This window comes from Thermaerobacter litoralis (assembly GCF_054654595.1).
Map to the genome: position 1 here is coordinate 338,505 of NZ_BAAIES010000004.1, position 13,633 is coordinate 352,137.

Sequence of the window (13,633 nt, forward strand, 5' to 3'; positions counted from 1 at the left end):
TCCCCTCCTCCCAATGGCGGTCATCCCACCAGGACCCGTTCCTCCGGATACCGCAGGGCCCGCGGCCGGCGCCCCCGCTGGGTCAGGGCCACGGCCAGGGTCAGCGGGCCGACGCGGCCGGCGTACATGGTTAGCAGGATCAGCACCTTGCCCACCGGGGACAGATCCGGGGTGATCCCCAAGCTGAGGCCCACGGTCCCGAAGGCGGAGACCACCTCGAAGATCGTCGCCTCCAGGGAGTGGTGATCCCACAGCAGCATGGCCACGGTCACGGCCAGGACCAGCCCGGCGGCGATCACCGCCAGGGCCAGGGCCTTGGCCACCACCAGGGTGGGGATGCGCCGCTCCATCAGGACCAGCTCGTCCTCGCCGCGGATGGTGGCGCGCACCGTGGCCAGGAGCAGGGCCAGGGTCGTCGTCTTGATGCCGCCGGCCGTGCCCGCCGGCGATCCGCCGACGAACATCAGCAGGATCGTCGTCAGCACCGTCAGGCTCGTCAGCTCGGCCATGGGCAGCATGTTGAACCCGGCGGTGCGCGGCGAGATGGAATGGAAGAACGCGGCCCACAGCTTGCGGCCCGCCGGCAGCGCGCCCATGGTGGCCGGGTTCGACCACTCGCCGGCGGCGACGAGCACGGTGCCCAGGACCAGCAGGGCGGCGGTGGTGCCCAGCACCAGCCGGGTGTGCAGGGAGAGCCGGTGCCGCCGGTGGACGAGGCGCCGGCCCAGATCGGCCAGGACGGTGAAGCCCAGGCCGCCGGCGACGATCAACCCGCCGATGACCAGGGTGATCACCGGGTCGCCCACGAAGCGCTCCAAGCTGGGGCGGCGGCTGTCAAAGACGTCGAAGCCCGCGTTGTTGAAAGCGGAGACGGCGTGGAACAGGCCGCGGTAGGCGGCAAGTCCAAAGGGCATGTCGTAGGCCAGCCACCAGTACAAGGTGAGCAGAGTGGCCCCCACCAGCTCGAAGGCGGCGGTGACCGAGGCGACGTAGAGGACCAGCCGCACCATCCCCGCCGGCGAGGGCTGCCCGAGGGACTCCTGGATCAGCAGCCGCTCCCGGAAGGTGATCCGCTTGCCGACCAGGATGGCGAAGAGGGTCGACATGGTCATGATGCCCAGGCCGCCCACCTGGATCAGGGTCAGGATGATGAGCTCCCCGGCTGTGGAGAAGGTCTCGGCGGTGTTCACCACGACGAGCCCCGTCACGCACACCGCCGACGTGGCGGTGAAGAGGGCGTCCAGGTAGGCCACCCGGCGGCCGGGCTCCCACGCAAAGGGAAGGCTCAAAAGCAGGCTGCCCAGCAGGATGACCCCGGCAAACCCCAGGGCCAGCACCCGGGCAGGATTGGGTTCCCGCGCGGCGTAGGCGGCGGCTCGCCGGCCGCCGGGGCCGGCCTCCGGGTCGGACCGCAGGGCTAGGGGATCGTCGCCCGCCTCCGGCCCGCCGTCCCGCGCCCCGGTCGCCTTCGGCCCGTGCACCTCAGCCATGGACGTCCATTCCTCCCGGCCTCACCGATCCTTGGCCCGGCAAAGAGGTTCAGCGAAGAAGAGTTTCAGCGAAAAAAACGAGGCGGCCCACCGCGGCGGGCCGCCTCCTTCACCGGTGCGGCCGTCATGCACCCAGGGCCCGGCGGGCGCGCTCCACCACGGCCTGGAAGGCGGCACCGTCCCGCACGGCCAGGTCCGCCAGCACCTTGCGGTTGAGCGCCACGCCCGCCTTGCGCAGGCCGCTCATCAGCCGGCTGTACGACAGGCCGTACTGGCGGGCGGCCGCGTTGATCCGCTGGATCCACAGGCGGCGGAAGTCCCGCTTCCGCGCCCGGCGATCCCGGTAGGCGTACCAGAGGGAGTGCAAGACCTGCTCGTTGGCAGCGCGGAAGGTCTTGCTCCGCCGGCCATAGTATCCGCGGGCAAGCTTGAGGATCTTCTTGTGACGGCGGCGCGTCCGGGGACCGCCCTTGACCCGTGGCATGGGACCTTCCTCCTTACTCGGGGGCCCGCCGGCCGTGACCCGACCGCCGGGCCCGGCGGCTCACTGGTACGGCAAGAGCTTGCGCACGGTGCGGGTGTCGGCCGGACCCAGCACGTCCGGCTGGCGCAGGCGCCGCATGCGCTTCGCCGTCTTCTTCTCGTTCAGGTGGCCGCGGTTGCTCCGCTGGTGCTTGAAACGGCCCCGCGCCGTGCGGCGGAACCGCTTGGCCGCACCGCGGTGGGTCTTCATCTTCGGCATGAGCCTGCCTCCTTTAACCCGGCATCGGGCGCGTCATCCAGGTCATGGGACATCGCGGGACGAACCGGCCTTCTCCGGCACCCCGCCCCGTCCGTCCATCCCGGGCGCCGGGGCACCGGGCCCTCAGGCACGGGATTCGTCGCCCGCCGGCGCGGGGCCGGCCGCCCCCTCGCCGGCCGCCGGCCGCGCCTCCGCGCGGGCCGCGCTGGTCGCCTGGGGACGCGGGGCCAGGACCATGGTCATGTTCCGGCCTTCCACCACGGGGCGGCGCTCAATGGTGGCGATGTCCTCGACGGCCTTGGCCAGCCGCTCCAGGACCTGCCGCCCCAGGTCGGCGTGGACGATCTCCCGCCCGCGGAACATGATGGTCGCCTTGACCTTGTCGCCGTCCTCGAGAAAGCGCCGGGCGTTGCGCAATTTCACCTCGAAGTCATGCTGGTCGATGCGCGGCCGCATCTTGACCTCTTTGATGTCGACGATCTTCTGCCGCTTGCGCGCTTCCCGGTCCCGCTTGGCCTGCTCGTACTTGAACTTGCCGTAGTCCATGATGCGGCATACGGGCGGCCGGGCCTGGGGAGCCACCTCCACCAGGTCCAGGTTCCGCTCGTAGGCCATGCGCAGGGCTTCGTGGGTCGGGAAGATGCCCAGCTGCTCGCCCTCGGGCGAGATGACCCTGACCTCGCGCACGCGAATCTGCTCGTTCACGCGCAGGTCCCTGACGATTGCGCGTCACCTCCGCGAGAATGGCGGCACCCCACCGTGCGGGGCTCCGTCCCATGACCGGCCGACGACGACATGCCCATCAAAAACAGCAAAACGGGCGCAAGCGGCGCCCGCCCATCCCCCGGGCGATTCGGGACCGGCCGCGCCCCCGCCCCTTGCCTGCCGCATCGGCTGGAGGCTCGTCCCGCCCCGTCGCCCGGCCCGAGACCCCAGTCGCAGTTCATCGCCCCTCGGCGCGCGCTGGGGTGGGAAGCCCGTGCTTCCGCTTGCCTGCCGGTTGTCGCCCTCCGTGGTCACAGCCGCCCAGAAACATGCGACTGGCCTGAGGCATTGTAGCATCGGTGCCAGAGGCCGTCAATCCAGCCCGTTGTAGGCCCTGGCCGGCTGTTGCAGATCTTGACCCAGCGGCCCGGCCCGCGGCTCCAACCCCGTCCGGCACCCCGCTAGTCATCCCGGGAGCGGGGATCCAGGATGTCCCGCAGACCGTCACCCAGCAGGTTGAACCCCAGCACCACCAGCATGATGGCCAGGCCGGGGAAGGTCATGTTCCACGGTGCCACCCGGAAGACCGTCCGGGCGTCGTTGAGCATCCGGCCCCACTCGGGTTGGGGCGGGACGGCACCGAGCCCCAGGAAGCTCAGGGCCGCCGCGTCCAGCACGGCCGTGCCCACGCCCAGGGTGGCCTGGACGATCAGCGGCGCCAGCGCGTTGGGCAGGATGTGGCGGACGATGATCCGCGCGTCGGAAAAGCCCAGGGCGCGGGCCGCCGCCACATAGTCCTGCTCCCGCAGGGAGAGCACCTGCCCGCGCACGAGGCGCATGTACTGGGGGACGGCCACCAGCGCCACGGCGTACATGGTGTTCTCCAGGCTCGGCCCCAGGAAGGCGGCGAAGGCGATGGCCAGGAGGATGCTGGGAAAGGCCAGCATCAGGTCGACCAGGCGGCCCGAGAGCATGTCGAACCAGCCGCCGTAATAGCCGGCCAGGGCGCCCCAGACCGTTCCCATCAGGGCCGCCATCAACATGGACACGACCCCGACCCGCAGGGAGATGCGGGCGCCGTACATGATGCGGCTCAAGATGTCCCGGCCCTGGTGATCGGTGCCCAGCCAGTGCTCCGCCGACGGGGGCTGCAGCCGCTCGATGAGGTTGGCGTCGTCCGTCGGGTGGTACGGTGCCAAAAGGGGGGCCAGCAAGGCCACCAGCACGAAGGCGAGCACGATGCCGCCGCCCAGGACCGCCGACCGGTGGGCGAAGAACCGCCTCCAAAAGCCCCGGCCCACGGGCAGGGCCGGGGCCGCCGGCATCGGCGCTGTGGGTTGCAGGTCCTGCCTCAAGGCTGCCATGGATGTCCCTCCGTCACCGCTGCCAGGCCCGGCAGCCCCGTCAGTCGTAGCGGATGCGCGGGTCGACCAGGGCGTAGAGCAGATCGACCACCAGGTTCGTCAGCACGAACAGGGTCGCCACGAAGAAGACCGCTCCCTGGACGGCCGGGTAGTCCCGGTAGCTGATGGAGTCGACGATGTACCGGCCCACGCCGTTGATGGAGAAGATCGTCTCGGTCAGCACCGCCCCGCCCAGCAGGCTGCCGACCTGCAGGCCCGTGACCGTCAACACCGGCAGCATGGCGTTGGGCAGGGCGTGGCGCAGGGTGACGATCCGCTCGATCAGCCCCTTGGCCCGTGCCGTGCGCACGTAGTCCTGCCGCAGGACCTCCAGCAAGCTGGAACGGGTCATGCGGGCGATGAAGGCCGCCGGAATCGTGGCCAGGGCCAGGGCGGGCATCACCAGGTGCCGCACCGCGTCGACGAAGGCCGGGACGTTGCCCACCAGGAGGGTGTCCACCAGGTACATCCCGGTGATGAAGGGCACCTGGGCCTCGAACTCGACGGACAGCCGGCCCGACGGCGGCAGCCACTTGAGGTCGACGGCCAGGTAGTACATCATCACGAGCCCCAGCCAGAAGATGGGCATCGACACGCCGACCATCGAGCCGGCCATCACGCCGTAGTCGAGGACCGTACGCCGCCGCACCGCAGCGATCACGCCGGCCAGCACCCCGAGGGGTATGGCCACCAGCATGGCCGCGAAGGTCAGCTCGATGGTCGCCGGCAACCGCACGGCGATGTCCCGGCTGACGGGCAGGCCGCTGCGCAGGGACCGGCCCAGCTCTCCGTGGAGGAGCTGGCCGGCAAACCGCATGTACTGGACCCAGAAGGGATCGTTGAGCCCCATCTGTTCCCGGAGCCGGGCGAGCATCTCCGGCGTCGCCCGTTCCCCCAGGATCGCCTGGGCCGGATCCCCGGGGATCAGGTAGAGGAATCCGAAGACCGCGACGGAGATGCCAAACAGCGTGGGGATCAGCAGCAGAACTCGCTTGATCACGTATCGCAGCACGCTCTCGCCTCGCTCTTCCCGCCGGCGGCGCCGGGCGGAGGGTCACCCCACCGGTCCCCGGCGGGGGCACCGAAGGTGGCAGATGGCCGGAGGGGCCGCGCCACCCTTCGCCCCACCCTTCTCGCCGGCCCGCCGGCCCCGGGCAAGGCGCAGGCCGGGGCGGGGTCCCCACCCCGGCCTGCCGCCGTATCCCGGGTCGTCGCCCATTCGATCGCTGCCCCCTGGTGGCCGCGGGGCCGGGCCGGCTCCGAGCGCCCACCGCCCGCCCGCTAGAGGGTCAGCGGGTGACCGACACCTTGTGCAACTTCTCGCTGCCCAGCGGGCTCGGGACCAGGCCTTCGACACCCTTGCGCACGATGATGGGCGAGCGGGCGTGGGCCAGCGGGATCATCGGCACGTCGCGGTGGATGATCTCCTGGGCCTGCATGTAGAGCTGGACCCGCTCCTCCTGGTTCGGCGTGCGCTGGGCCCGCAGCAAGAGCTGGTGGACCTCGTCGCTCCGGTAGAAGGAGATGTTGCCGGCGCCCGGTGTGCGCGCGTTGTCCTTGTCGAGCAGCACGTACAGGAAGTTGTCCGGGTCGCCGTTGTCGCCGATCCAGCCCAGCAGCGCCATGGGATGCTCGCCGTTGCCCGTCTTCTCCAGGTAGACGTCCCACTCGTGCCGGACGATCTCCGCCTTGATGCCCACCGCCGCCAGCTGCTGCTGGATCGCCTCGGCGATCTGCTCCGGCTGGGGCATGTAGGGCCGCGGCACGGGCATCGCCCAGAGCTCGGTCTCAAAGCCGTCGGGGTAGCCGGCCTCGGCCAGCAGCTGCTTCGCCTTCTCCGGGTTGTACTCGTAATCCTGGATCGAGTCGTTGTAGCCCCACATGGCCGGCGGCATCGGGTTCTTGGCCACCTGGCCCAGCTCGCCCCAGAACGCCTGCACCAGCTCCTCCTTGTTGATGGCGTGGGCGATGGCCTGGCGCACCCGGACGTCGTTGAAGGGCTCCTTGTCGTTGTTCAGCGCCAGGTAGCCCACGTTGTTGGCGTCCCGGTAGAGGATCTCGAACTGGCTGGTGTCGACGGTGGGCAGGTCCGCCGGGTTGGGGTCCTCCATCACGTCGATGGTCCCGGCCATGAGCTCGGCCAGCCGCGCGGCGTTATCCTTGATCGACTTGTAGACGATCCGCTTCATCTTGGGCTTCGGCTCGCCCCACCACTGGTCGTAGGCCTCCAGGGTGATCTGCTGGTCCGGGATCCACTCGACGAACTTGTAGGGACCCGTGCCCACCGGGTGACGGCCGAAGTCCGCGCCGTACTTCTTGATGGCCTCGGGGCTGGCAATGGCGAAGCAGGGCATTGCCAGGTTCTGCAGGAAGGGCGCCAGCGGCTCCCGCAGGGTGAAGCGGACGGTGTACTCGTCCACCGCCTCGACCTTCTCGATGATCGAGTCCTCGTCGAAGCCGCCGAACATGTAGGCGTAGTACTCGAAGTTCTCGCCCTCATGCCGGTAGGGGTTGTCCGACTTCATCCACCGCTCGAAGTTGAAGACCACGGCCTCGGCGTTGAAGGGCGTGCCGTCGTGGAAGGTGACGCCCTGGCGCAGGTGGAAAGTCCAGACCTTGCCGTCGTCGCTGACCTCCCAGTCGGTGGCCAGCCAGGGCTCGACCTCGGTGCCGCCCTCCTTGAACTCCACCAGGGTGTCATAGATCTGGTGGGTGACCTTCAACGACTCACCGTCGGTCACGTTGGCCGGGTCCAGGGACACGGAGTCGCCGCCGCGCCCCCACACCAGGGTGTCGGCCGGCAGGCCGCCCTGATCGCCGCCCCCTCCACCGCTTCCGCCGCCGCCCTCGCCTGAGGGCTGGGCCGGCGCACCGCACGCCGTGGCCAGGATCGCCAGGACGGCCACCAGCGCCAGCACCGATAGGCGCCGCCGCCACATCCTCACCATCACAGCCCCCCTCACCATCGGCCCGGGGAATCAGAGGTTGCCGGGCCGCGGCCTCTGCCGCCGGCCCGGCACCGGGTCCGTGATGGACTGGAATTCGCCGCCCCGGACAAGGTTCCTTCCGAGAAGCGGTGCGGCCACCGTTTGCTGGTGGCCGCACCAGCCATCGGACCGTCCCCCAGCCTTCTCAAGCCGGGTTGCCCTTGCGCTGGGCGATGGCCTCTTCCACCTGGCGGGCGAAGGCCTCCAGCGGCTGGCTGCCCAGGTCGCCCCGGTCGCGGCTGCGCACCGCCACCTCCCCGTTCTCCGCCTCCCGGTCGCCGACCACCAGCATGTACGGAACCTTCTCCACCTGGGCCTGGCGGATCTTGTAGCCCAGCTTCTCGTCGCGGGCGTCGACCTCGACCCGCACCCCCGCCGCCCGCAGGCGCTCCTCCACGCGGCGCGCGTAGTCATGGTGCCGCTCGCTGACGGGCAGCACCCGCACCTGCACCGGCGCCAGCCATACCGGGAAGGCGCCCGCGTAGTGCTCGATCAGGATGCCGATGAACCGCTCCAGCGAGCCCATGATGGCGCGGTGGATCATCACCGGCCGCTGCTCCTGGCCGGCTGGATCGACGTAGGTCAGGTCGAACCGGATCGGCATCTGGAAGTCCAGCTGGACCGTGGCCGTCTGCCACCGGCGTCCCAGGGAGTCGATGACGTAGAAGTCCAGCTTGGGACCGTAGAAGGCGCCGTCGCCGGGCGCCAGGGTGTAGTCGCGGCCCGCCGCCTCCAGAGCCCGGGCCAGGGCCGCCTCCGCCCGTTCCCAGAGGGCCGGCTCGCCCATGAATTTCTCCGGCCGGGTGGCCAGCTTGATCTCATAGGGCATGCCGAAGGTCCCGTAGATCGTGTCGACCAGCTCCAGGACGCGGCCGATCTCCTCTTCGATCTGGTCCTCCCGGACGAACAGGTGGGCGTCGTCCTGCTCGAAGCCCCGCACCCGCAAGAGGCCGTGGAGGGTGCCCGACCGTTCGAAGCGGGCCAGCCGCCCGTACTCCGCCAGCCGCAGGGGCAGGTCCCGGTAGGACCGGATCCGGCTGCGGTACAGCAGGCAGTGGCCGGGGCAGTTCATCGGCTTGACGCCGAAGAGGGCGTCCTCCCGCTCGATCAGGAACATGTTGTCCCGGTAGTGCTCCCAGTGGCCCGACCGCTGCCACAGGTCGACCTTGAGGATCTCGGGCGTCCGCACCTCCTGGTAGCCGTAGCGGGCCTGCAGCTCCCGGGAGAACTGCTCGAGGAGGCGGTAGACCGTGGCGCCCTTGGGATGCCAGAAGACGTAACCCGGCGCCACCTCCTCGAAGTGGAACAGGTCGAGCTCCGGCCCCAGCCGGCGGTGATCCCGGCGCTTCGCCTCCTCCAGCCGCTGGAGGTGCTCCTCCAGCTCCCGCTGGGAGGGGAAGGCGGTCCCGTAGATGCGGGTGAGCATCGGCCCCGTCTCGTCGCCCTTCCAGTAGGCGCCCGCCACGCCGGTCAGCTTGAAGGCCTTGATCCGGCCCGTGGAGGGCAGGTGGGGCCCGCGGCAGAGGTCGACGAACTCCCCTTGCTCGTAGACGGTCAGCGGCTCGTCCTCGGGGATCGCTTCGATGATCTCCACCTTGTAACGCTCGCCCCGCTGCCGGAAGAGGTCCAGGGCCTCCTGCCGGGAGACGGGCCGCCGGCGGATGGGCAGGTCCTCCTGGACGATCCGGCCCATCTCCTGCTCGATGGCCTCCAGGTCGTCCGGGGTCAGGGGCCGCGGCGTCTGGATGTCGTAGAAGAACCCGTCCTCCAGGGGCGGCCCCACGGCCAGCTGGGCCTCGGGCCAGAGGCGCTTCACCGCCTGGGCCATCAGGTGGGCCGTGCTGTGGCGGTAGACCTCCCGTCCCGCCTCGTCGGCGAAGGTCAAGATCTCCAGGCGACCGTCGCCCTCCAGCGGCCGGTTGAGATCGATGACCTGGCCGTTCCAGCGGGCGGCCACGGCGTCCCGGGCCAGGCGCGGGCCGATGGCCCGGGCGACGTCCAGGGCCGTGGTGCCGCGGGGCACCTCCCGCCGGCTGCCGTCGGGCAGCTCGACCACGATGCGTGCCGGTTCGTCCAACGTCCCTCACCACCCCACAGGTGTCTAAACAGCGACGGAAACGACCACGATGACGGAAACGACCACGATGGACCCACCACGACGGGCCCATCACGGTGGACCCCCGAAAGAGGAACGGGGCCTCGTCCCCAAAGGGACGAGGCCCCGGCGGCCTCGCGGTTCCACCCTTCTTGGTACCCAGGGGCCGCGCGGGCTAGGGGGCGTCCGCTGCGGCTTCCGCGCACCCCGTCCGCCTGCGGTGCGGTCTGGGCACCCTCTCGAGGCCCGATAACGGGGGCAGCCGGCCGGTCCTCGGGCGGCCGTTGACGGCGTGGGCGCCCAGCTGGCAGAGGCTGGTGCCAGGCTGCGAGGCCCGCTCACCGCCCTGGAGAGCGGCGTGCACCCAGCCCGCGCAGGGGCCTGGGACGCCGTCCCCGTCCCTTGCCTTCCGGTTGGCCGCACCTGGGACCGGCGACTCCGGGGTGGTGACCGGCGGCCGTCAACCGGGGCGGGCTTCCAGCCCCCCGCCGGCGCCGGGCGGCAACGACGCCCGCCGGCCGCCACGGGGGGCCCGCCGTCTCTGGCGGTGCCGATCCACCGGCCGTGTCCCCTTCATCGCCATGGACAGGCCCGGCCCGGCCGGGCCTGGGGTTTGCCCGAATTATAGCCAACCTTTGGGCGCCGGCAAAGCCTCCGGCACCGGCCCGGCGAGCCCGTTTCGATCCCTGGAATGAGCCGAGGGACCTTGACGGCGCGGGACCCGGATCAGCGCCACCGGTCTCCGGCGCCCGTCGCGGGACCTTCACGGTGAAGACACGGGTCCGGGGGCCCGGTTCCTCCGCCGTGGGACCCGGCCGGCCATCATCCCAGGGTGACCAGCAAGGCCTGCACCAGGCCGACCAGAAAGCCGAGGACGGCGCCGGACCACTCCACGAAGCGCAGCTCGCGCCCCGCCAGGCGCAGCACCAGGGCCTCGACGCCGGCGGGGTCGAGGTCCAGCATCTTGCGTTCCACCACGGGACCGAGCCGCAGCCCCTCCTCCGCCGCCGCCAGCAAGCCTTCGGCCAGCTCCGGGAAACGCCGGGTGACCTCCAACCGGGCCTCCTGGGCGATGCGGTCGGCCAGCTGCAGGGACCAGGCCCGGGGGACCAGGGCGGGCAGGCGGGCCAGCACCGCCTCCCGGACCATGCGGGCGACGGCGTCGGCGGCGGCCCGTTCCAGCGGCAGCCGCCGCAGGTGCTCGCGCACGTCGGCCGCCGACAGCAGGTCCCGCTCCACCGTCTCCGCCAGCGCCCGCGCCAGGTCCGCTTGACGGCGGGGCAGGAGGCCCTGCAGGGTCCAGCCCAGACCCGGCACCCGCCAGGGGCGGATGGGCCGGAACAGGGCCCAGATCGCCACCCGGTTGGTGGCCCAGCCGATCAGCCCGCCCGTGACGGGCAGGGTCAGCCACGCGGAGTCCACAGGCGTCCCTCCCGGCCGCCACTATACCACGGCCGCGGGAACGCCGGGGGCGCCGCCCGTCGGACGGCGCCCCGCGCCATCGCCCGCCGCGGGTCGTCAGCCGGCGGGGGTCGTCAGCCGGCGCGGACCGGCCTTCAACGCACCGACGACGGTGCCGGCACGGCGGGCCGCCGCTGCCGGGATCGGCAGCGGGCGCACCCCCCACACACCTCGATCCGATGGCCGAAGACCTGCTCCAGCATGTCCCGGGTCTCCCCCGCCAGACCCTGGCCGCGCCGGCGCAGGTGGACCACGAACCGCCGGGCCGCCACCGTGACCAGGGCGCTGAGCAGCGCGTCCCCGGCATCGGGGGCCACGCCATCGCCGGGAGCCGGGGCCCACCCCTCCCCCGGCGGCAGCGAGACCGGCCGCCCCTCCTCGTCACTCAGGGTGAAGGCGCCCGACGGTTCCACCACCACGTGGACGACCTCCAGCCGCGGCACCTGCAAATCGACGAACTGGCGCAACAGCCCCACGAAATCCCGGTATTCCCGGTCCAGCAGGTACTCGTCGACCGCCCGGTCGACGGCCACCTCCAGGGCCTCCACGTAGTCGCGGCAGCGGAAGCGCAGAAAGCCGTCGATCAGCAGGAGCCCGGCCCCCTCCAGGTAGGCCGCCACCTGGCGACCCAGCCGGTGCCTTAGCTCCCCGTCGCGGGCCGGTGTGGCCGCCAGGTGCCGGCGTGCATAGGCCAGGGCCTGCGCCCGCTCCTCCGGCGTCAGGTGGGCGTAGCGGCGCGTCACCAGCCGCTGCATGAGGTGCCACCGGTGCTCGTCGTGGATGTAGGCCACCAGGGCCCGCACCACCCGGGCGTCCCAGTCCCGCAAGAGGGGCGCCGCCTCGTCGGCGCTGGCGGCCGCCGTCCCGCCGGACGAACCGGCCCCCGGGGCCCCGGCGCCTTCACCGGCCGCCCCGTCGGGCTCGCCCCCACCAGCCCAGGCCTCGCGCCCCGGGGCCCTCGAGCCGCTGCCCGTTCCCGGCCGGGTCCGGGACGAACCGGCCGGGCCCTTGCGGCCGGCGGAGGGCCGCCCGCCCGGATGGCGGGCCGGCGACAGGGCGGCGCCCGGCAGCCAGCCGGTTCCTCCGAGGAGAAGGCCGCTGAAGTCGTAGCGCAGCGCGGGGTGGCCCGCTCCCCCGGTAGGAATGGCAGGCGCCCCGGTCCCGGCCCCGCCGGCCGGCGCCGGCCCGCTTCCACCGCTGCCGGCGCCACCGGCGACCAGGCCGTCGGGTGTCCAGCCGAGGCCGGCCGGGGTCATGCGGCCGCTCGAGCGCCCGCGACCGCCTCGCCCCTGGCCGCGGCCGGGAGGCAGCGGTCGCTGGATCGCCAGGAAGTACCAGGTCCCGCGCTGGTGCTCGCTGATTTGGGGCGGCTGAAGTCCGCAGGCCGTCGCCAGGGGCGTGAAGGCAGCGACCTCCTGCTCCAGTCGCTGGCGCAAGGAGTCCGGCGGTTGGGCGGTCCCGATGACCAGCAGATCGGACATCTCCATCGCTCCCTTCCCCGCCTCCTCCGTAGTGTGAGCACCCCGGCGGCGGGTCAACCGATCGACGCCGCCGCGGGCCGCTGCCGCGAGCCACACGGCCCTGGTCCGGCCGGAGGCCTCCGCGGGCCGCTCATCCGAGCAGCGCGCGGTCGTGCCCGGGCCAGAGCCCTCCGGGGCCGCCGCCCTGCGCAAGCGGCCTCCCCGGGCCAGAGCCCTTCTCCCCGGGCCAGAGCCCTTCGCGGGTCGCTGCCCTCCCCTTTCACGGATATGGGCGGCTGGCGGCGGACATGCCCGTCGCCGGCCGGGCGGCGGCCGTGAGGGGTCCTGCCGGCGCAAAAAGCCAACGCACGGAGACAGGGGCTGTTCCCCGCGTTCCGAGAGGGGACCGCGAGAACGAAGACGATGGCCGGCCGGCGCGGGAGACGGCGGGGGCGCCGCCGGTTGCCCGCGGAAGGTTCGGGGCGGGGCGGAAGGTTCGGGCGGGCAAGACGGGAGGAACAGGAGGGTCGCCGTTCAGGCGGCGTGCAGAGCTGCATGGGCGTTCAAGGCCGCTGGCAGGCAGGAGCCCATCGTGAGCTGTGCGCAAGCGAAAATGGCAAGGGTAACTCAAGGCAAGGGCAATATCAGCAGTGCCGTGTACATAAGGCGATGAACAAAAATAGCAATGAACAAAATTAAGGCGCCCCTAGAAGGCGCCGTCTGGAAACCGTCAGGAGCCCGGTTCCTCCTCCCCGCCCAGGGCAGCCCGCACCGAGGGGTCCGTCGCCTCCCACACCTGCGGGGCCCGGCTGCGGATGGCCCGCCCCACGGCGCGACGCTGGGCCGGGGTGAGCTCACCCAGGTCGATCACGCCCTTGAGCGCCCGGGACATGTCGTTGACATGCCGGGCCAGCTGCTTGTAGCCCACCATCGCCTCCCGGTCGATCCACATGGGGCTGGCGACCGCTCCCCGGACGCCGCGCCCGCTGCCACCGCCCTGGGCGATCCAGACCACCCAGTACGGGCGGCCGGACGGCACCTGGGAGGGGTCGTCGACCCAGCGGACGCCCTGTTCCACGGGCGATTTGGCGTGCAGCGCGCCCGGGGACACCTGGGCCTCGTCGCCATCCACCAGGATGGCGGCCAACCCGCCCAGGTGGCTGTGGGGCCCGCTGCGGGTTCCCACCAGCTGAAGCCGCATGGGGCCGCCGCCCTGGGGCCGCCCGGCGCCGGCGCCGGCGCCGGTTCCACCGCCTGGGCCGGGGGTAACCGGAACCTGGCCGGCCTGGA

11 protein-coding genes are annotated in these 13,633 nt (G+C 71.9%); all 11 read right to left on the reverse strand.

The annotated features are described in order from the left end of the window. Window positions 1–20: 20 nt before the first annotated feature. On the reverse strand, window positions 21–1,490 hold the full coding sequence (locus ACYQ02_RS03215; protein ID WP_460038990.1) for a TrkH family potassium uptake protein: 1,470 nt from the start codon (window positions 1,488–1,490) through the stop codon (window positions 21–23). Window positions 1,491–1,614: 124 nt separating this feature from the next. Next, window positions 1,615–1,974 (reverse strand): 50S ribosomal protein L20, encoded by a 360-nt coding sequence (gene rplT / locus ACYQ02_RS03220; RefSeq protein WP_460038991.1) that lies wholly within the window; start codon window positions 1,972–1,974, stop codon window positions 1,615–1,617. A 60-nt stretch (window positions 1,975–2,034) separates the two neighbouring features. After that, window positions 2,035–2,232 (reverse strand): 50S ribosomal protein L35, encoded by a 198-nt coding sequence (rpmI, locus tag ACYQ02_RS03225; RefSeq protein WP_460038992.1) that lies wholly within the window; start codon window positions 2,230–2,232, stop codon window positions 2,035–2,037. Window positions 2,233–2,355: 123 nt separating this feature from the next. After that, window positions 2,356–2,937: a translation initiation factor IF-3 gene (infC, locus tag ACYQ02_RS03230; protein ID WP_460038993.1), complete on the reverse strand. Its 582-nt coding sequence runs from the start codon at window positions 2,935–2,937 to the stop codon at window positions 2,356–2,358. A 461-nt stretch (window positions 2,938–3,398) separates the two neighbouring features. Continuing rightward, window positions 3,399–4,301, reverse strand: a complete 903-nt coding sequence (gene nikC / locus ACYQ02_RS03235; protein ID WP_460038994.1) for a nickel transporter permease — start codon at window positions 4,299–4,301, stop codon at window positions 3,399–3,401. Between the two features lie 40 nt (window positions 4,302–4,341). Further along, window positions 4,342–5,352, reverse strand: coding sequence for an ABC transporter permease (locus tag ACYQ02_RS03240; RefSeq protein ID WP_460038995.1), 1,011 nt, complete (start codon window positions 5,350–5,352; stop codon window positions 4,342–4,344). A gap of 277 nt (window positions 5,353–5,629) precedes the next feature. Beyond that, on the reverse strand, window positions 5,630–7,288 hold the full coding sequence (locus ACYQ02_RS03245) for an ABC transporter substrate-binding protein (RefSeq protein WP_460038996.1): 1,659 nt from the start codon (window positions 7,286–7,288) through the stop codon (window positions 5,630–5,632). 184 nt (window positions 7,289–7,472) lie between these two features. Next, entirely contained in the window at window positions 7,473–9,404 is a 1,932-nt protein-coding gene (gene thrS / locus ACYQ02_RS03250) for a threonine--tRNA ligase (protein ID WP_460038997.1), read from the reverse strand. A gap of 840 nt (window positions 9,405–10,244) precedes the next feature. Beyond that, window positions 10,245–10,844, reverse strand: coding sequence for a DUF445 domain-containing protein (locus tag ACYQ02_RS03255; protein ID WP_460038998.1), 600 nt, complete (start codon window positions 10,842–10,844; stop codon window positions 10,245–10,247). A 134-nt stretch (window positions 10,845–10,978) separates the two neighbouring features. Continuing rightward, complete coding sequence (locus tag ACYQ02_RS03260) at window positions 10,979–12,370, reverse strand: putative sporulation protein YtxC (protein ID WP_460038999.1); 1,392 nt, start codon at window positions 12,368–12,370, stop codon at window positions 10,979–10,981. Window positions 12,371–13,073: 703 nt separating this feature from the next. Then, complete coding sequence (locus tag ACYQ02_RS03265) at window positions 13,074–13,544, reverse strand: YwhD family protein (protein WP_460039000.1); 471 nt, start codon at window positions 13,542–13,544, stop codon at window positions 13,074–13,076. Window positions 13,545–13,633: the final 89 nt, after the last annotated feature.